Annotated in this window: 18 protein-coding genes; 8 read left to right on the top strand and 10 right to left on the bottom strand. The window is 53.2% G+C overall.

Annotation, left to right across the window (positions count from 1 at the left end; genetic code table 11):
* Positions 1 to 4 precede the first annotated feature (4 nt).
* The 6 genes from lepA to rseD form a co-directional block, all read right to left on the bottom strand.
* Positions 5 to 1,804 (bottom strand): translation elongation factor 4, encoded by a 1,800-nt coding sequence (lepA, locus tag VSR74_RS17900; protein WP_347795977.1) that lies wholly within the window; start codon positions 1,802 to 1,804, stop codon positions 5 to 7.
* Positions 1,805 to 1,989: 185 nt separating this feature from the next.
* Entirely contained in the window at positions 1,990 to 2,466 is a 477-nt protein-coding gene (gene rseC / locus VSR74_RS17895; RefSeq protein ID WP_347795976.1) for a SoxR-reducing system protein RseC, read from the bottom strand.
* On the bottom strand, positions 2,463 to 3,416 hold the full coding sequence (rseB, locus tag VSR74_RS17890) for a sigma-E factor regulatory protein RseB (protein ID WP_347795975.1): 954 nt from the start codon (positions 3,414 to 3,416) through the stop codon (positions 2,463 to 2,465). The genes rseC and rseB overlap by 4 nt, the downstream gene beginning before the upstream one ends.
* Complete coding sequence (gene rseA / locus VSR74_RS17885; RefSeq protein WP_347795974.1) at positions 3,416 to 4,066, bottom strand: anti-sigma-E factor RseA; 651 nt, start codon at positions 4,064 to 4,066, stop codon at positions 3,416 to 3,418. Before rseA ends, rseB begins: the two co-directional genes overlap by 1 nt.
* Positions 4,067 to 4,097: 31 nt before the next feature.
* Positions 4,098 to 4,673: an RNA polymerase sigma factor RpoE gene (gene rpoE / locus VSR74_RS17880; protein WP_347795973.1), complete on the bottom strand. Its 576-nt coding sequence runs from the start codon at positions 4,671 to 4,673 to the stop codon at positions 4,098 to 4,100.
* A complete protein-coding gene (gene rseD, locus VSR74_RS23270) occupies positions 4,639 to 4,809 on the bottom strand; it encodes a rpoE leader peptide RseD (protein ID WP_411914266.1) in 171 nt (56 codons plus the stop codon). The genes rpoE and rseD overlap by 35 nt, the downstream gene beginning before the upstream one ends.
* A 284-nt stretch (positions 4,810 to 5,093) precedes the next feature.
* Here rseD and nadB point away from each other — a divergent pair, with 284 nt between their 5' ends.
* Positions 5,094 to 6,713 carry an L-aspartate oxidase gene (nadB, locus tag VSR74_RS17875; protein ID WP_347795972.1) on the top strand — a complete coding sequence of 540 codons (1,620 nt, stop codon included), beginning with the start codon at positions 5,094 to 5,096 and terminating at the stop codon, positions 6,711 to 6,713.
* Here nadB and trmN read toward each other — a convergent pair.
* A complete protein-coding gene (gene trmN / locus VSR74_RS17870; protein ID WP_347795971.1) occupies positions 6,698 to 7,435 on the bottom strand; it encodes a tRNA(1)(Val) (adenine(37)-N(6))-methyltransferase TrmN in 738 nt (245 codons plus the stop codon). The genes nadB and trmN overlap by 16 nt on opposite strands.
* A gap of 117 nt (positions 7,436 to 7,552) precedes the next feature.
* Here trmN and srmB point away from each other — a divergent pair, with 117 nt between their 5' ends.
* Positions 7,553 to 8,881 carry an ATP-dependent RNA helicase SrmB gene (gene srmB / locus VSR74_RS17865; protein WP_347795970.1) on the top strand — a complete coding sequence of 443 codons (1,329 nt, stop codon included), beginning with the start codon at positions 7,553 to 7,555 and terminating at the stop codon, positions 8,879 to 8,881.
* A 48-nt stretch (positions 8,882 to 8,929) separates the two neighbouring features.
* Here srmB and grcA read toward each other — a convergent pair whose 3' ends face one another.
* Entirely contained in the window at positions 8,930 to 9,313 is a 384-nt protein-coding gene (gene grcA, locus VSR74_RS17860) for an autonomous glycyl radical cofactor GrcA (protein ID WP_347795969.1), read from the bottom strand.
* A gap of 319 nt (positions 9,314 to 9,632) precedes the next feature.
* Between grcA and ung the strand changes: the two genes are divergently transcribed.
* Positions 9,633 to 10,322: a uracil-DNA glycosylase gene (gene ung / locus VSR74_RS17855; RefSeq protein WP_347795968.1), complete on the top strand. Its 690-nt coding sequence runs from the start codon at positions 9,633 to 9,635 to the stop codon at positions 10,320 to 10,322.
* A gap of 46 nt (positions 10,323 to 10,368) precedes the next feature.
* On the opposite strand, the gene VSR74_RS17850 is transcribed toward ung, so the two are convergent.
* Positions 10,369 to 11,427: a tRNA/rRNA methyltransferase gene (locus VSR74_RS17850; protein WP_347795967.1), complete on the bottom strand. Its 1,059-nt coding sequence runs from the start codon at positions 11,425 to 11,427 to the stop codon at positions 10,369 to 10,371.
* Between the two features lie 204 nt (positions 11,428 to 11,631).
* On the opposite strand from VSR74_RS17850, the gene trxC reads away from it, so the two are divergent.
* From trxC to VSR74_RS17825, 5 genes are all read left to right on the top strand, one after another.
* Positions 11,632 to 12,057: a thioredoxin TrxC gene (gene trxC / locus VSR74_RS17845; protein ID WP_347795966.1), complete on the top strand. Its 426-nt coding sequence runs from the start codon at positions 11,632 to 11,634 to the stop codon at positions 12,055 to 12,057.
* A 69-nt stretch (positions 12,058 to 12,126) separates the two neighbouring features.
* Complete coding sequence (locus VSR74_RS17840) at positions 12,127 to 12,825, top strand: tRNA-uridine aminocarboxypropyltransferase (protein WP_347795965.1); 699 nt, start codon at positions 12,127 to 12,129, stop codon at positions 12,823 to 12,825.
* Between the two features lie 35 nt (positions 12,826 to 12,860).
* Positions 12,861 to 15,512 (top strand): bifunctional acetate--CoA ligase family protein/GNAT family N-acetyltransferase, encoded by a 2,652-nt coding sequence (locus VSR74_RS17835; protein WP_347795964.1) that lies wholly within the window; start codon positions 12,861 to 12,863, stop codon positions 15,510 to 15,512.
* A gap of 108 nt (positions 15,513 to 15,620) precedes the next feature.
* The gene (gene pssA / locus VSR74_RS17830) at positions 15,621 to 16,976 is read left to right on the top strand and encodes a CDP-diacylglycerol--serine O-phosphatidyltransferase (RefSeq protein WP_347796161.1); all 1,356 of its coding nucleotides are present in this window, start codon (positions 15,621 to 15,623) and stop codon (positions 16,974 to 16,976) included.
* 45 nt (positions 16,977 to 17,021) lie between these two features.
* Entirely contained in the window at positions 17,022 to 17,348 is a 327-nt protein-coding gene (locus VSR74_RS17825) for a YfiM family lipoprotein (RefSeq protein WP_347795963.1), read from the top strand.
* Between the two features lie 2 nt (positions 17,349 to 17,350).
* Here VSR74_RS17825 and VSR74_RS17820 read toward each other — a convergent pair whose 3' ends face one another.
* A complete protein-coding gene (locus VSR74_RS17820; RefSeq protein WP_347795962.1) occupies positions 17,351 to 18,649 on the bottom strand; it encodes an MFS family transporter in 1,299 nt (432 codons plus the stop codon).
* Between the last annotated feature and the right edge of the window lie 265 nt (positions 18,650 to 18,914).

Below are 18,914 nucleotides of genomic sequence, written 5' to 3'. Positions count from 1 at the left end.
AGAATTATTTACCGTCTTTTCCGACGTGCAGAATGGCGAGGAAAGCTTCCTGCGGCAGTTCGACGTTACCGACCTGCTTCATACGCTTTTTACCCTCTTTCTGTTTTTGCAGCAGCTTTTTCTTACGGCTGACGTCACCGCCGTAGCATTTCGCCAGGACGTTTTTACGCAACTGTTTCACCGTAGAACGCGCGATAATGTGGTTGCCGATGGCCGCCTGAATCGCGATATCAAACTGCTGACGAGGGATCAGCTCTTTCATCTTCTCAACCAGTTCACGGCCACGGTACGGCGCATTGTCGTTGTGGGTGATCAGTGCCAGCGCATCCACACGCTCGCTGTTGATGAGAACATCCACGCGTACCATGTTAGAGGCCTGGAAGCGTTTGAAGTTGTAATCCAGCGACGCATAGCCGCGTGACGTCGACTTCAGACGGTCGAAGAAGTCGAGCACCACTTCCGCCATCGGGATTTCATAGGTCAGCGCCACCTGCTTACCGTGGTAAACCATGTTGGTCTGCACACCGCGTTTTTCAACGCACAGAGTGATAACGTTGCCCAGATACTCCTGCGGCAGCAGCATATGACACTCGGCAATCGGCTCACGCAGCTCCGCGATGTTGTTCAGCGGCGGCAGCTTGGACGGGCTGTCGACGTAGATGACCTCTTTGTTAGTGGTCTCTACTTCGTAGACTACGGTCGGCGCGGTGGTGATGAGATCCAGATCGTATTCACGCTCCAGACGTTCCTGGATTATCTCCATGTGCAGCAGACCGAGGAAGCCACAGCGGAAGCCGAAGCCCAACGCGGTAGAGCTTTCCGGCTCATAGAACAGGGAGGCATCGTTCAGGCTCAGTTTGCCCAGCGCATCGCGGAAGTTTTCGTAATCGTCAGAGCTTACCGGGAACAGGCCAGCGTAAACCTGCGGTTTGACTTTTTTAAAGCCTGGCAGCGCTTTGTCAGCCGGGTTACGCGCCTGGGTCAGCGTATCGCCAACCGGTGCGCCCAGGATGTCTTTAATGGCGCACACCAGCCAACCCACCTCGCCGCATTTCAGCTCGGTACGGTCAACCTGTTTCGGGGTGAAGATGCCCAGACGGTCAGCGTTATACACCTGACCGGTGCTCATCACTTTGATTTTGTCGCCTTTACGCATGGTGCCGTTTTTAATACGCACCAGCGAGACCACGCCCAGGTAGTTATCGAACCAGGAGTCAATGATCAGCGCCTGCAGCGGGCCATCCGGGTCGCCTTCCGGCGGCGGGATGTCGCGCACCAGACGCTCCAGAACGTCAGTGACGCCCACGCCGGTTTTTGCCGAGCAGCGCACAGCATCTGCCGCATCGATACCAACGATATCTTCAATTTCTTCCGCCACGCGCTCAGGATCGGCAGCAGGAAGATCAATTTTGTTCAGAACCGGAACCACTTCCAGATCCATTTCCATGGCGGTGTAGCAGTTCGCCAGGGTTTGCGCCTCTACGCCCTGCCCGGCGTCAACCACCAGCAGTGCGCCTTCACAGGCAGCAAGAGAGCGAGAAACTTCGTAAGAGAAGTCGACGTGACCAGGGGTGTCGATAAAGTTCAGTTGATAGGTTTCGCCATCAGCCGCTTTAAAGTCGAGGGTGACGCTCTGCGCTTTAATGGTAATGCCGCGTTCACGCTCCAGATCCATAGAGTCGAGAACCTGGGCTTCCATTTCACGATCAGAAAGGCCACCGCAAATCTGGATGATACGGTCAGACAGCGTCGACTTACCGTGGTCGATATGTGCAATGATCGAAAAGTTACGTATATTCTTCATATATTAAGATAATTATGCCTTACGAATACTTTGAGGCCGCTGTTCTGTGCCTGACGTTTTTGTCGTTCGAAAACGCCGCATTCTACACTACAACTGCGTAACCAGGAAATGCTCTTCCAGCAAGCATAGCGGTTCCGCTCACGGCTTTCTCATACCAGATGTAAATAAAAATAAAGCCAGTGCAATCACTGGCTCAATTCAGAGGATGTGGAAGTACGCAGGAGGTCAGGCGGCAGGCCAACGCTAATAATGACAGGCTGCCAGGTTTCTCGCTCCGCCAGTTTCGGTGAAAAGCCGCGCGCCAGCAGAAAACCGCCCACACCGCCTAACAGCGCTCCGCACATAGCCGCGATGTCGGTGGAAAACAGCACCTGAAAAAGCGATGCCATGATAAACAGCCCTACAAGCGGTGACAGATAGACCAGCATCGCCGACCCTAACAGACTGCTTTCACTGATACCCAATTCCACTTTTTGCCCGGCCACCAGCGGTTCAGCACTGGGGACGGTAATGGTGTGGCTGGTTTGCGGCCCCAGCTTGTTCAGCACGCGGCTGCCGCAACCTGCGCGGGAAGCACAGCTACTGCATGACGCTTTAACATCGCAATGAACTTTCGCGATACCGTTTTCCCAGGAGACAACGGTCGCCCACTCTTTAATCATTGTGCGCCCTTGAAGCTAATCCCGTCGGCAATGCGTTTCGCCGTCGGCGGCGGCAGTTCACCGACAATGGTAATTTCAGCCTGATTACGCACGGTGGTGCTCACCGTGCGGCGCCCGGTACGCAGCATCTGTTCGCTGCTGTTGGCCGTGGCCCGGCTGATGTTGATAGAGAAACTGAACAGGCCGTCCGAGAAGAGACGAGACTCCACGGCGGTATCAATGGTGGGTAACGTGCGGCGGCTGCTGGAAACTTCACTGAAGCCCTGCGGCACCCACGTTGGCGACCAGTTAAAGTTGACTTTATTACCCGCCGGAACGGAGAGCAGCGGCGGCAGGCTGGCTTTCGCCAGTTTATCCATACTGCTGCCCACCTGATCGCCGACATTAAAGGCAATCACGCGGAACTGCTCCAGGGTTTCGCCATCGCGATCGAGTAGATCAACACGCATGGGTAGCTTGCTTTCAGAGTCCATCCAGACAATGTAGCTGTAGCGTGTGCCATCGCGCGCAACGACGCGGATCACTTCACATAAGCGATCGGCAATTCGGGTACGCCCGACAGAGATAAAATCGTAATACGGCGCCAGCCGCTTAAAGTCGGTATAGACCAGCGATGGCAGGGAATCGACGATGTAATCGCCATTGAGCGTAAACGGATCAAGGCCTGGCTCAAAATAGCTGATTTCATTGCCACGCTGCACCACTTCACGGCGCGGGCCGTCCAGTTGCAATAGCTGCGCCAGCGCCTGATTATTCAAACGCGCGTGACGATAGCGTAACGATTCAACGCCGGTTTTATTGATGCTGACGAATGACAGCTCGTAGTTGAGGGACTGACTGGCCAGATTCATCTGCTGCAACAACGCCCCGGACGAGACATCAGCCGAGGCGTTGACAGAGAAGAACAGGCTGCCAACCACAAGGGACATGGCACACCAAAGTTGCTTCATTACTGCGATTGCGTTCCTAAAGTTTGATAGCCCGGCACCTGAACAGCAGCCTGCTGGGTTTGTGCCTGTTCAAACTGAAGTTGCTCAGAATGCAGGCGGCGCTGCAATTCATAATCCTGCAACATTGCGTTGATGCGACGGCGCTGTTCCTGAACCTGCTGTTGCTGGCCAGTTCCCGCAGTGGCATCAGACGGCACACCCAGGCTAACCGGGCTCGCTTTACCCATCATCGGTAAGGTATTGAAAACCGGTGTTTCGGGCTGCTGGATAGAATCTGATTGCCCATTATAGTGCTGGACGCCGACAATAACTGCAAGCGATACGCAAGCCGCAACGCCCATTTGGGTAAGCGAACTTGCCCAGGGACGGACTTTTTTCCAGAATGGCATATTCTGCCACTGGTGAGGCGCTGGCTGGGCTTCAGGAATGAGCGGCGTAGTCTGTCGAGCAGGCTCATGTTCGATGGCAGCCATCACACGAGAAGAGATATCAAACTGAAGCACATCCGGGGTGTCGCCACGCAGCGAATCACGAATGAGATGATAGCTCTCCCAGGTTTTTTGCATTTCCGGCGAACGAGTCAACTCGGTGAGCAACTCGTTATCCAGCGTTTCACCATCCATTAAGGCGGAAAGTTTTTCTTTCTGCATGCCTAATACCTTTTCCAGTATTCCGCTACCGTCAACGCCTGATAAGCGGTTGAACTTTATTATCAATAGCTTCTCGCGCACGGAAGATACGGGAACGAACAGTACCTACCGGGCAATCCATAATTGCAGCTATCTCTTCATAGCTTAGGCCATCCAGCTCTCGCAGGGTAATTGCCATGCGTAAATCTTCTGGAAGGGCTTCAATGGTGCGAAAAACTATCTGTCTCAGTTCCTCTGACAACATTAAGTTCTCAGGGTTCGAAATTTCTTTCAGTGCGCCGCCACTTTCGAAGTTTTCTGCTTCCATTGCGTCCACATCGCTGGACGGTGGGCGACGCCCCTGAGCAACCAGGTAATTTTTTGCTGTATTAACTGCAATACGATACAGCCACGTATAGAAAGCGCTATCTCCCCGGAACGAATCCAGCGCACGATAAGCCTTTATAAAAGACTCTTGCACCACATCAGGCACATCGCCCGACGGTACATATCGGGAAACCAGGCTCGCCACCTTATGCTGGTAGCGTACTACCAGTAGGTTAAAGGCTTTCTGATCACCTTTCTGGACCCGTTCAACCAGGACCTGGTCCGTTAACTGCTCGCTCATCCGAGGTAATTTCTCCCCAAACCCTATTCCAATGCGTAATCAAAACGCCACTCCATAACTGCACTATGAGCAAGCACAGAGTTAGAGTGTCTGATGATTGTAAAGTTCCGTTACGCCTTTGTTTTTTGTTTGTCAGTTGTAGACTGCTCGTTGTCTCTCATTATAAGTCTACGCGTGCACTACGTTGTCTAAGTTGCGAAAGAAAAACGCAATTCTCGCAAGAGTAACGTAACCCGCCTTTTATTTCACCATAAATACTGATTTCCACAGGCAGAGATTCGATTATTTTCCATCATTTACAAAGCCTCTGAATACGCCGTTATGTTTAGTCGTTATAACTCCGGCTAAAAAATGTGTGCGATTACGCACTTTATGATGCTATGCTGACCAAACCGTGTTTAGTAAATTAAACAAACCATCATGAACACTCTTCCAGATCTATCCTGTGATGTCCTGATCATCGGTAGCGGTGCTGCCGGTTTATCTCTCGCGCTGCGCGTTGCCGGGCAGCATTCTGTCATTGTGCTCAGTAAAGGCCCAATCAGCGAAGGCTCAACCTTCTACGCGCAAGGCGGAATTGCGGCCGTTTTTGATGAAACCGACAGTATCGAATCCCACGTCGAAGACACGCTCATCGCCGGTGCCGGGATTTGCGATCGTGACGCCGTGTCGTTCGTGGCCAGCAATGCCAAAAACTGCGTCCAGTGGTTGATTGACCAGGGCGTTCTGTTTGATACCCAGGTTCAAAGCAACGGCGAAGCGAGCTATCACCTGACACGCGAAGGCGGCCACAGCCACCGCCGCATTCTGCATGCGGCGGATGCCACCGGCAAAGAAGTGGAAAACACGCTGGTCAGCAAGGCGCTGAATCATCCCAATATTCGGGTGATTGAGCGCTGCAACGCGGTAGACCTGATTATGTCCGATAAAATTGGACTGCCTGGCACACGTCGCGCGGTAGGGGCATGGATCTGGAATCGTAATAAAGAAAGCGTCGAAACCTGCGCGGCGAAATCGGTCGTACTGGCTACGGGCGGCGCATCTAAAGTGTATCAATACACCACTAATCCGGATATCTCCTCAGGCGACGGTATCGCCATGGCCTGGCGCGCGGGTTGTCGTGTCGCTAACCTGGAATTTAATCAGTTCCACCCCACCGCCCTGTTCCACCCGCAGGCGCGTAACTTCCTGCTCACCGAAGCGCTGCGCGGAGAAGGGGCGATGCTGAAGCGCCCGGACAGCAGCCGTTTTATGCCCGACTTCGATGCGCGTGGCGAGCTTGCGCCGCGCGATGTGGTTGCTCGCGCCATCGACCACGAGATGAAACGTCTCGGCGTAGACTGCATGTATCTGGACATCAGCCATAAGCCAGAAGAATTTGTCCGTCACCATTTCCCAATGATTTATGAAAAACTGTTGGGTCTGGGCATCGACCTGACAAAAGAGCCAGTTCCCGTTGTGCCGGCTGCACACTATACCTGCGGCGGCGTGATGGTGGATGACAATGGGCGCAGTGATGTGGACGGTTTGTATGCCATCGGAGAGGTCAGCTATACCGGCCTTCACGGCGCTAATCGTATGGCTTCAAATTCACTGCTGGAGTGCCTGGTCTACGGCTGGTCTGCGGCTGAGGATATTAATAAACGTCTCGCCAATGTCCGCCAGGTAGACAAACTCCCTGCCTGGGATGAAAGCCGGGTTGACGACTCCGATGAGCGTGTGGTGATTCAGCACAACTGGCACGAACTACGCCTGTTGATGTGGGATTATGTCGGCATTGTGCGCACCACCAAACGGCTGGAACGCGCTCTGCGCCGCATTAGCATGCTGCAACAGGAACTCGACGAATATTATTCGCGTTTCCGCGTTTCCAACAATTTGCTGGAGTTACGCAACCTGGTGCAGGTAGCGGAGCTGATTGTACGCTGCGCAATGATGCGCAAAGAGAGCCGTGGCCTCCACTACACGCTGGATTATCCGGATCTTCTGCCAGTTTCCGGCCCATCCGTGCTCTCTCCGCTCACTCACATAAAAAGATAAAACGCCTGGGTCAGCGCAGTATAGGCTTCGGAGTATTGCTGCTCTGGCCCACGGATCACCATTCTGTCACTAAAGCATTCGCCATTTTGCGGCGAGAACGCCAGTAATACGCGATGCGGCAGACGCGTCTCATATTCTGCGATATCGGTACGTAGACGCAGATGCCAGCCCATCGACAGCGCCAGTTGTGTAAAGCGTTGGCCGACCGCCTCCGGTAATACCACGCAGAAAAACCCCTCTTCCGTAATGGCATTCGCCGCGCAGGTCAACAGCGTTTGGTGATCGAGCGTGGTGGTATAACGCGCCTGCTCGCGCTGCGGCGTGGCGCACTCGATGCCCTGCTCGTAGTAAGGCGGATTGCTGACGATCAGGTCATAGCGACTATTAACGCTCGCAACCCAGGAGTGAATATCCGCCGTGTGTACAGCAATTTTTTGCGGCCACGGGGAGTGCGCGACGTTCTCACGCGCCTGTTCAGCGGCATTTTCATCCAGCTCAACGGCATCGATGTGCGTACTCGTCTCGGTACGCTGTGCCAGCATCAACGCCAGCAGCCCGCTTCCCGCGCCAATATCCAGCACGCGCGTGACATGGGCAATCGGCGCCCATGCGCCCAGCAAAATACCGTCCGTCCCCACTTTCATGGCACAACGGTCATGGGCAACAAAAAATTTTTTGAAGGTAAATCCATTACGACGCAGCGTGGGTTTCGAGTCAGACATAGTGATTTTGAGTATCCGGTTTTGGCTCAGCACAATACCTGAGAACAGATAGCCATACAAACAGATGAAGATTAGAGCCGTAACGTCTATAATCACCGCCTCACACTGAGGTAGACAATGACTGTAACGACTTTTTCCGAACTTGAACTTGATGAAAGCCTGCTGGATGCCCTCCAGAGCAAAGGCTTTACACGCCCGACTGCCATCCAGGCTGCCGCCATTCCGCCTGCGCTCGATGGACGTGATGTTTTGGGTTCTGCGCCCACCGGCACCGGTAAAACAGCGGCATATCTGCTGCCTGCGTTGCAGCATCTGCTCGACTTCCCGCGCAAAAAATCCGGCCCACCGCGCATCTTGATCCTGACGCCAACGCGTGAACTGGCGATGCAGGTTGCCGACCACGCGCGCGAACTGGCGAAAAATACCCATCTCGATATCGCCACCATTACCGGCGGTGTCGCGTACATGAACCACGCTGAAGTCTTCAGCGAAAACCAGGATATCGTGGTTGCCACCACTGGTCGCCTGTTGCAGTACATCAAAGAAGAAAACTTTGACTGCCGCGCCGTCGAGACCTTAATTCTTGACGAAGCTGACCGTATGCTGGATCTCGGCTTTGCTCAGGATATCGAACATATCGCCGGGGAAACCCGCTGGCGCAAGCAGACGCTGCTCTTCTCCGCCACGCTTGAAGGCGATGCGATTAAAGATTTTGCCGAGCGTCTGCTCGAAGATCCGGTTGAAGTTTCTGCCACGCCTTCCACCCGTGAACGCAAGAAAATTCACCAGTGGTACTACCGTGCAGATAACCTGGAGCACAAAGTCGAGCTGCTTAAGCACCTTCTGAAACAAGAAGACATGACGCGCGCTATCGTGTTTGTACGTAAACGTGAGCGTGTGCATGAGCTTGCCGAAATGCTGCGTGCCGCCGGGATCAACAACTGTTATCTCGAAGGCGAAATGGCGCAGATCAAGCGTACTGAAGGGATCAAGCGTCTGACGGAAGGCCGCGTAAACGTGCTGGTTGCGACCGACGTTGCCGCGCGCGGTATCGATATTCCGGATGTCAGCCACGTGATTAACTTCGATATGCCGCGCACCGGCGATACCTATCTGCACCGTATTGGCCGTACCGGGCGCGCAGGCCGCAAAGGTACAGCGGTTTCACTGGTTGAAGCGCACGACCACCTGCTGCTGCAGAAAATTGGTCGTTACATCGAGGAGCCGCTGAAAGCGCGCGTCATCGATGAACTGCGCCCAACGACGCGTGCGCCTAGTGAAAAAATGACAGGCAAGCCGTCGAAGAAAGTTTTGGCGAAGCGCGCAGAGAAGAAAAAAGAGAAAGATAAAGACAAGCCGCGCGTGAAAGTACGCCATCGCGATGCGAAGAATGTGGGTAAACGTCGCAAGCCAAGCGGGACGGAACCACAGTCAACTGAAGAATAAAAAAAACGCCGGGATAACCCGGCGTTTTTATTTCCTGTCTCTGAAACCTTACAGGCTTTCAGTAAAAGTACGAGCGATAACGTCGCGCTGCTGTTCCGGCGTCAGGGAGTTGAAGCGCACTGCATAACCAGAAACACGGATGGTCAGTTGCGGATATTTTTCCGGATGTTCAACCGCGTCCAGCAGAGTTTCACGACGCAGAACGTTAACGTTCAGGTGCTGACCACCTTCTACGCGAACTTCTGGTTTCGCTTCAACCGGGATTTCACGATATTCGATGTCGCCAAGCGCCTTCACAGCAACCACTTGATCTTCTGCATAACCACCTTTGGCAACCAGGCAGCGTGCTTCACCTTTTTCGCTATCCAGCAGCCAGAAAGAATTGAGCAGGTCGTCGTTAGCGGCTTTAGTAATCTGAATACCAGTAATCATTTGATGCCTCCCTTAGGCTATTCATATTCGTTTTTAACCGGCCAGTTCCCGGCCAATTGGTAAAACCATTGTTGCTTGAGTGTATATATACCCCTCAAACACCCCGCATTCTTTGATTTAAATCAACAAAAACCACACCATAAAAATGGTCATACAGCGCTCCACTTGTTTTATATCAAGTTATGCCGCGCACCAGAGCCTCATTTTACCTGTAAATTTTCAAATTTTTTTAATGTGCATGTGCTTTTCTCTACAGACGATTTTGTGATGGAGAAAGAAGCAGTTAAGCTATCTGCATGATAATCCGCAGGAGAGCGAGATGAGCGCCCCTTTAACCTGGCACGATGTGCTGGCTGATGAGAAACAGCAACCCTATTTTCTGAACACTCTGGCAACCGTCGCCAACGAACGCCAGGCGGGTATGACTATCTATCCACCGCAAAAAGATGTGTTTAACGCCTTTCGTTTCACTGAACTCAGCGATGTGAAGGTCGTGATTTTAGGCCAGGACCCCTACCATGGGCCGGGCCAGGCTCACGGGCTCGCCTTTTCTGTTCGCCCGGGTATCGCCACCCCGCCTTCCCTGCTTAATATGTATAAAGAGCTGGAGGGTTCAGTTCCGGGCTTTAGCCGCCCGGCACATGGTTATCTGGAAAGCTGGGCGCGTCAGGGTGTGTTGTTGCTTAACACAGTACTCACGGTTCGTGCAGGTCAGGCTCATTCCCACGCCAGTCTGGGCTGGGAAACATTTACGGATAAAGTGATTAGCCTGATTAACCAACACAGGGAAGGCGTGGTCTTTTTATTATGGGGATCGCATGCCCAGAAGAAAGGCGCGATTATTGATACCCAGCGTCATCGCGTACTGAAAGCGCCACATCCATCACCGCTTTCCGCCCACCGTGGCTTCTTCGGTTGTAACCACTTTGTCCAGACTAACGAATGGCTGGCACAGCGCGGTGAAGCGCCGATTGACTGGATGCCCGTATTACCGGCGGAAAGTGAGTAAAAAAAATGCCAGCGCAATGCTGGCATTTTTTATATATGGCTCACTATCAGGCCTTATTCTGACGCCACCACTCCCCGAGGAGAATACCGGTCGCCACGGAGACGTTCAGGCTTTCTACCGCACCAGTACCGTCGATTGATACGCTCAGATCGGCGCTCGACAGAGCGGCATCAGACAGACCATCGCGCTCCTGACCTAACACCAGCACCATTTTCTTCGGCAACTCTGCTTTAAACAGCGATGTCTCGGCGCGACTTGAGGTGGTCACAATGGCATAGCCCGCTTTGCGGAAATCATCCAGCGCATCAATGAAGCTATCGCCGGTGATCGGCTGAACATGCTCAGCGCCGCCTTCTGCGGTACGGATTGCCGCACCAGACTCCAGTACGCCAGCGTCCTGCAGCAGCAGGCCTTTAATGCCGAAATGCGCACAGCTACGCATCATCGCGCCCAGGTTGTGCGGGTTGCCGACATCTTCCAGCGCCAGCACACAGTCGGTATCGCTACTTTTAGCAACCCACTGCTGAACGGACGTGCCGCTACGTTTCTTGATCAGGAAGCAAACGCCGCCGTGGTGTTCGGTACCGGACGCTTTCGCCAGTTCCTCTTCATCAACCACATGATAGGCTTTACGGTTTGCCGCCATCCAGCGCAGCGCTTCTTTAAAACGCGGAGTGACGCTCTGGATAAACCAGGCGCGAACGATAGCATCCGGGCGGCTCTGGAACAGAGCCTGGCAGGCGTTTTCACCGTAAACGCGCGTCTCTTCCGCACGCTGACGGCGTAATACTTCCGGGTCGATAAAGCTTTTACCGCTGATGCCACCGTGATCGGCTTTTACCGGGGTCTCATCACCCGGAGCGCGGGAAACCGTGCGCCACGGTGAGCTATCGCGTTCACCGCGATCGTCACGATCGCGACTGCGTTCGCGGTTCGGGCCTTTTCTGTCGTCACGGGCAGGACGGCGACCACCTTCGGCACGTGTACCCGGACGGCCACCGCCTTTTCCTGTACGCGGATTATGGGTGCGTTTATCCGAGTCATCATCACTGCGGACATACATCACTTTGACTTTGCCGTTTTTGTTCTTCAGTTCGTCGCTCATATTTTTCTCCACCTGCGCTGCGCGAAGCGCGCAGATTACCTGATGTAGTAGCGCATAGCCATTACTTCATATCAAAGATGGTGACTATTGTACTCATTGAGTAAACCGCATTGTCGAATAAAACAGTCTCGCCGATAATATGTAACATTACAGAAACATTCGGCGACCTCGCCGTTCAGCAACCCTACTACCCAGAGGTTAGTTATGAATACCGTTTGTGCCCACTGTCAGGCTGTTAACCGCATACCTGAAGATCGTATTAATGATGCGGCAAAATGTGGACGCTGTGGTCATGATCTGTTTGATGGCGATGTGATCAACGCCACTGACGCGACGCTGGACAAGCTGCTGAAAGATGATCTGCCCATCGTTATTGATTTCTGGGCACCGTGGTGTGGCCCATGCCGTAATTTCGCGCCGATCTTTGAGGATGTGGCGGAAGAACGCAGTGGAAAAATGCGCTTTATCAAGGTGAACACCGAAGCGGAACGCGAGCTTAGCGCCCGTTTTCGCATCCGCAGCATTCCGACCATTATGATTTTCAAAAATGGCGAAATGATCGACATGCTCAATGGCGCTGTACCTAAGGCCCCCTTTGAGAGCTGGCTTAACGAAGCTCTCGAGGCATAACATCCGCGGGGCGCATCTTGTGCCCCGTTTTCACCTCTGCGACAATAGCCTTTTTCCAGTGCTATTGCCATGACTCCAAACGCTGTACTGCAACTCCGGGCAGAACGCCTGGCCCGCGCCACGCGCCCTTTTCTCGCCCGCGGCAATCGTATTCGCCGCTGCCAACGCTGCCTGTTACCGCTAAAGCAGTGTTTATGCGATACCCTGCAACCGCGCAGCGCCACCAGCCGTTTTTGTCTGGTGATGTTTGATACCGAACCCATGAAACCCAGCAATACCGGACGATTGATTGCCGATATCCTTCCGGATACCGCCGCGTTTCAATGGTCGCGTACCGAACCGCCTGCTGCGCTACTGGAACTGGTCAACAACCCGGCTTATCAGCCCGTTGTCGTTTTCCCTGCCTCCTATGCGGATGCGAATAGAGAAATACTGACCTCGCCAAAAGTGGGTAAGCCGCCTTTATTTATTATGCTCGACGGCACCTGGACCGAGGCGCGAAAAATGTTTCGCAAGAGCCCGTGGCTGGATACCTTCCCGGTCATTTCCGTCGATTTGTCGCGCGTTTCCGCTTATGGGCTAAGGGAAGCCCACGCCGATGGACAATATTGCACAGCAGAAGTCGCAATGGCGCTGCTTGACCTCGCAGGTGATACCGAAGCCGCCGGTGCGTTAGGCGAACATTTTGCGCGTTTTCGTACTCGTTATCTGGCAGGAAAAACCCAGCATAAGGGAAGCATCACAGCACAACCTGAGGAAAACGTTTAGACTCATACGGATGCTTATACCTGAGGGAAGCCGGAATGAGTCAACGTGGGCTGGAAGCACTTCTTCGACCTAAATCGATTGCCGTGATTGGCGCCTCAATGAAGCCGCAACGCGCTGGCTTTCTGATGATGCGTAATCTATTAGCCGGTGGTTTTACCGGCCCCGTGATGCCGGTGACGCCAGCCTGGAAAGCAGTGCTTGGCGTCCTGGCCTGGCCGACTATATCCAGCCTGCCATTTTCTCCCGATCTTGCCGTGCTCTGTACCCATGCGAAGCGAAATCTCGAATTACTGGAAGCATTAGGTGAGAAAGGGTGTAAAACCTGCATAATTCTCTCATCTCTTCCTGAGCAGTTTGCCGAATTAACCGCCTGTGCCGCTCGCTATCAGATGCGCCTGCTGGGGCCAAACAGTCTGGGATTACTGGCACCGTGGCAGGGGTTGAACGCCAGTTTTTCCCCGGTACCGATTCGCAAAGGAAAACTGGCGTTTATCTCCCAGTCAGCGGCGGTTTCCAATACGATCCTTGATTGGGCCCAGCAGCGAGAGATGGGGTTCTCCTACTTTATTGCACTTGGCGACAGCCTGGATATCGATGTAGACGACCTGCTTGATTTCCTTGCCCGAGACGGCAAAACCAGCGCCATTCTGCTCTATCTGGAACATTTAAGTGATGCCCGGCGTTTTGTTTCTGCCGCCCGCAGCGCCTCTCGTAATAAGCCAATACTGGTGATTAAAAGCGGGCGTAGTCCGGCAGCGCAGCGTCTGCTTCACGCCGGCACAGGGCTGGATCCCGCCTGGGATGCTGCCATCCAGCGTGCAGGATTATTGCGCGTGCGTGATACCCATGAGCTTTTTTCTGCCGTCGAAACCTTAAGCCATATGCGGCCGTTGCGTGGCGAACGATTAATGATTATCAGCAATGGTGCGGCTCCGGCAGCGCTGGCACTCGATCAACTGTGGGCGCGTAACGGCAAACTGGCTACGCTCAGCGAAGAAACGCTGGCCAAACTGACCGCGTTATTGCCAGCACCTGTCGAAGCGGGAAACCCGCTGGATCTGCGTGATAACGCCAGCATTGAGCACTATATTACAGCGGTCAATACGCTGCTCGATAGCCAGGATCTGGATGCGCTATTGGTGATCCACTCTCCCAGCGCCACAGCCACCGGCACTGAAAGCGCAATAGCGCTGATTGATGCCATCAAACGCCATCCTCGTGGGCACTACATTAGTGTGCTGACGAACTGGTGCGGGGAATACTCTTCCATTGAAGCGCGCCGACTCTTTAGTGATGCAGGTATCCCCACCTATCGCACACCGGAAGGTACGATTACTGCGTTCATGCATATGGTGGAGTATCGACGTAACCAGAAACAACTACGTGAAACCCCCGCTCTGCCGCAAAGCCCAACAGCAAATACCAACCTGGTGCATGACCTGCTTCAACAAGCGCTCAACAATAAAATACGCACACTGGATACGCATGAAGTCCGCCCTGCTCTGCAGGCTTACGGCATGCACACCCTCCCCACCTGGATCGCCTCTGACAGCATCGAAGCCGTACATATCGCCGAGCAGATCGGTTATCCGGTCGCGTTGAAACTGCGTTCACCGGACATTCCCCATAAGTCGGAAGTTCAGGGAGTCATGCTTTACTTACGCACAGCGGCAGAAGTACAGCAGGCGGCGGATGCCATTCTCGATCGCGTTAAAATGACATGGCCCCAGGCGCGCATTGACGGCCTGCTGGTGCAAAGCATGGCCAACCGTGCAGGAGCTCAGGAACTGCGCGTCGTCGTTGAACACGACCCGGTATTCGGCCCATTAATTATGCTGGGCGAAGGCGGCGTTGAGTGGCGGCCGGAAGAACAAGCGGTGGTCGCCCTGCCACCGTTGAATATGACGCTGGCGCGCTATCTGGTTATTCAGGCGATTAAGAGCAGGAAGATCCGTGGACGCAGCGCACTGCGAGCACTCGATATTCCAGGCTTAAGCCGCCTGCTGGTGCAGGTGTCAAACTTAATCGTCGATTGCCCGGAAATTCAGCGTCTGGATATCCACCCGCTGCTGGCATCGGGCAATGAATTTACCGCCCTCGACGTTACGCTGGATATCGCGCCATATGAAGGCGACAGTGAAAGTCGCCTGGCAGTACGCCCATATCCGCAACAACTCGAAGAGTGGATAACGATGAAGAATGGCGAACGCTGTCTGTTCCGGCCAATTCTTCCCGAGGATGAACCCCTTTTACAGCAGTTTATCGCCAGGGTGACGAAAGAAGATCTCTACTATCGTTACTTTAGCGAGATCAACGAATTTACCCACGATGATTTAGCGAACATGACCCAGATCGACTACGATCGTGAAATGGCATTCGTTGCGGTTCATACGACCGCAGAGCAGACGGAGATCCTCGGCGTTACCCGTGCGATCTCCGACCCGGATAACATTGATGCTGAGTTTGCGGTGTTGGTGCGTTCCGATCTGAAAGGGTTGGGGCTGGGGGGACGGTTACTGGAAAAACTGATCAACTATACCCGCGGTCACGGTTTGCAACGCTTAAATGGCATTACGATGCCCAACAATCGTGGAATGATTGCGCTGGCACGTAAACTGGGATTTGACGTCGATATCCAACTGGAAGACGGTATCGTTGGCCTGTCTCTGAAGCTAAGTCATGACTAAGTTGCTGGAAATGTTACCCTTGACCGACAGAGATGGTATTATTGCCCGCTTACGTCGTCTGCCTGGTACAGAGGACCCTTCACTAAAACAGAGAAGAAACGCACTGTGATGTTGTCAAAATTTAAGCGTAATAAACATCAACAACACCTTGCCCAGCTACCCAAGCTTTCTCAGTCAGTTGATGATATTGAGTTTTTCTATGCGCCTGCCGATTTCCGGCAAGCGCTGCTGGCAAAAATCGCTGGCGCTACTCGACGCATTTGTATTGTCGCACTCTATCTGGAGCAGGACGATGCAGGGAAGGCGATTTTACAGGCGCTGTATGATGCAAAACGTCAACGGCCCGAGCTGGAAGTAAAAGTACTGGTTGACTGGCACCGCGCGCAGCGTGGCCGTATCGGCGCCGCCGCCTCAAATACCAATGCAGACTGGTACTGCCGCATGGCGCATGAAAATCCGGGCGTCGACGTGCCGGTTTATGGCGTTCCGATTAACACCCGTGAAGCGCTGGGTGTTCTCCATTTCAAAGGCTTTATTATTGATGACAGCGTGCTGTACAGCGGCGCGAGCATCAATGATGTCTACCTCCATCAGCATGATAAATACCGTTACGACCGCTATCAGTGCATTCGTAATCCGCAAATGGCGGACATCATGTATGACTGGGTCGGGCAAAATTTAGTGGAAGGTCGCGGTGTTAACCGCCTTGATGACAGTTGCCGACCAAAAAGCCCGGAAATCAAAAACGATATTCGCCTTTATCGCCAGGAACTGCGTGATACGGGATACCATTATCTGGGCAACGCCGATGACGAACAGCTCTCCGTTACGCCGCTGGTTGGTCTGGGTAAAACCAGCTTGCTGAATAAAACCATTTTCCATCTGATGCCGTGCGCCGAGCATAAGCTGACGATCTGCACACCCTATTTCAACCTGCCTGCGTTGTTAGTGCGCAATATCATTCGCCTGCTGCGTGAAGGCAAAAAGGTCGAAATTATCGTTGGCGATAAAACGGCGAACGATTTCTTCATCCCGGAAAATGAACCATTCAAAATTATCGGTGCACTGCCGTATCTGTACGAAATCAACCTACGTCGTTTCCTGAGCCGTTTACAGTACTACGTCAACACTGACCAGTTAGTTGTGCGCCTGTGGAAAGATGGCGATAACAGCTATCACCTGAAAGGGATGTGGGTTGATGATGAATGGATGCTGCTGACCGGCAACAATCTTAATCCACGCGCCTGGCGTCTGGATCTCGAAAATGCAATTCTGATCCATGACCCACAGCACAAACTGCGGGAAAAACGCGAGAAGGAATTGAAACTTATCCGCGCCCATACCACTGTGGTCAATCACTATCGTGACTTGCAAAGCATTGCTGATTACCCGGTGAAAGTACGCAAACTGATCCGCCGTCTGCGACGCATTCGTATCGACCGCTTGATCAGCCGTATCCTTTAAAGAGTCGCCCCGTCCAGTGCGGGGCTTTTTTTCAGGAGATGATTCATGCGTTCCCTTTTTCTCCTCTTTTCGCTTTTGACCCTGAGTGGTTGCAGCCATATGGCGAATGACAACTGGACAGGACAGGATAAAGCCCAGCATTTCCTGGGTTCAGCCATGCTCTCTGCCGCCGGAAATGAATACTTTCAACATCAGGGAGTGAACCGCGATCGCAGCGCAATGCTGGGTGTGATGTTTTCGCTGAGCCTTGGAGCATCAAAAGAACTTTGGGACAGCCGCCCAGAAGGGAGCGGCTGGAGCTGGAAAGATTTCGCGTGGGACGTCGCCGGTGCCACAACAGGCTATGCTGTGTGGCAACTGGCGCAACACTAATCCTACAGACGCAATCCTTTACCTTTTCGGTGTAGCATCAGGGAGACCAGGAAGGCGAGTGCCGTCATCGCGGTCACATACCAGAAGAAGGCCGATTCAAAGCCAATCGACTTCAACGACAGCGCAACATACTCGGCTGAACCACCAAACAGCGCATTTGCCACCGCATAAGAAAGGCCAACCCCCAACGCACGAACCTGAGCCGGGAACATTTCGGCTTTCAGGATCCCGCTGATGGAGGTATAGAAGCTGGTGATCAACAACGCACACAACACCAATGCGAATGCGGCAAACGGTGAGGTTACATTCTGCAAGGCGGATAAAATTGGAACGGTAAATAGCGTCGCCAGCGAGCCAAAACAGAGCATCGATGCACGGCGACCAATCTTATCAGAGAGTAAACCAAACAGCGGTTGAGCCAGCATATAGACGAACAGTGCAGCGGTCATAATGATACTGGCGACTTTCGGATCCATCCCGGCAGTATTAACCAGATACTTCTGCATATAGGTAGTAAAAGTATAAAAAATCAGCGATCCGCCAGCCGTAAAGCCCAGCACCATAACGAAGGCTTTACGGTTACGCCACAGGCCTTTGAATGAACCCGCCTCTTTCAAAGTACGGGTCTCTTTTTGGGATGTTTCATCCAACTGACGACGTAGCCACAGTGCTACAATCGCTAATACTGCACCCAGCGCGAACGGAATACGCCAGCCCCAGCTATGTAGATCCTCACTACTCAGAACATTCTGCAGCACCACAACGACCAGTAGCGCCATCAGTTGACCACCAATCAGCGTCACATACTGGAATGAGGCATAGAAGCCTTTACGGCCTTCTACTGCGACTTCACTCATATACGTTGCGCTGGTGCCATATTCACCGCCGACAGAAAGCCCCTGGAACAGGCGAGCCAGCAGAAGCAACGCGGGAGCCCAGGTTCCAATCGTGTCATATCCCGGCAGGCAGGCAATCACCAGCGAGCCAAAGCACATCATACAAACAGAGATCAGCATCGACTTTTTACGTCCATGGCGATCCGCAATACGGCCAAACATCCAGCCGCCAATGGGGCGCATTAAAAAGCCTGCGGCAAAAACACCAGCGGTTTGTAACAGCTGGGTCGTGGTATTTCCGGTTGGGAAAAAGATGTGGGCAAAATAGAGAGAACAGAAGGAATAGACGTAAAAATCAAACCATTCGACAAGGTTCCCTGATGAGGCCCCGACGATGGCCATGACCCGGCGACGGGTATCATGATCGGTGAGCGACTGCTCGGCGGCTACGCTGGTTTCGGTCATTATAATTATGCTCCTGCTACAGGTGTTTTATCTGTCTTACCGGGCGCAACTCGTCACGCAGATAAATTTTCAGTGAACGAAATGTTATATAATTGTTATTGATTATTTTGCGATATCTATCACGTTTTTTGTTAGCAAGGTAACAAATTAGGATTAGCTGTAGCGGGGGTATTTAGGTGAGGGATTTGTGTGCGCGGTGTTGCCCGGTGGGCGGGGCTTTTCCCGCTGCAACGCAAAAAGGCCATCCTTGCGGATGGCCTTCTGC

It is taken from the genome of Pseudocitrobacter cyperus (genome assembly GCF_039889165.1).
Classification (GTDB): Bacteria; Pseudomonadota; Gammaproteobacteria; order Enterobacterales; family Enterobacteriaceae; genus Pseudocitrobacter; species Pseudocitrobacter cyperus.
The sequence above is the reverse complement of the archived record's forward strand: the minus strand, read 5'-3'. Positions and strand labels throughout refer to the sequence as shown.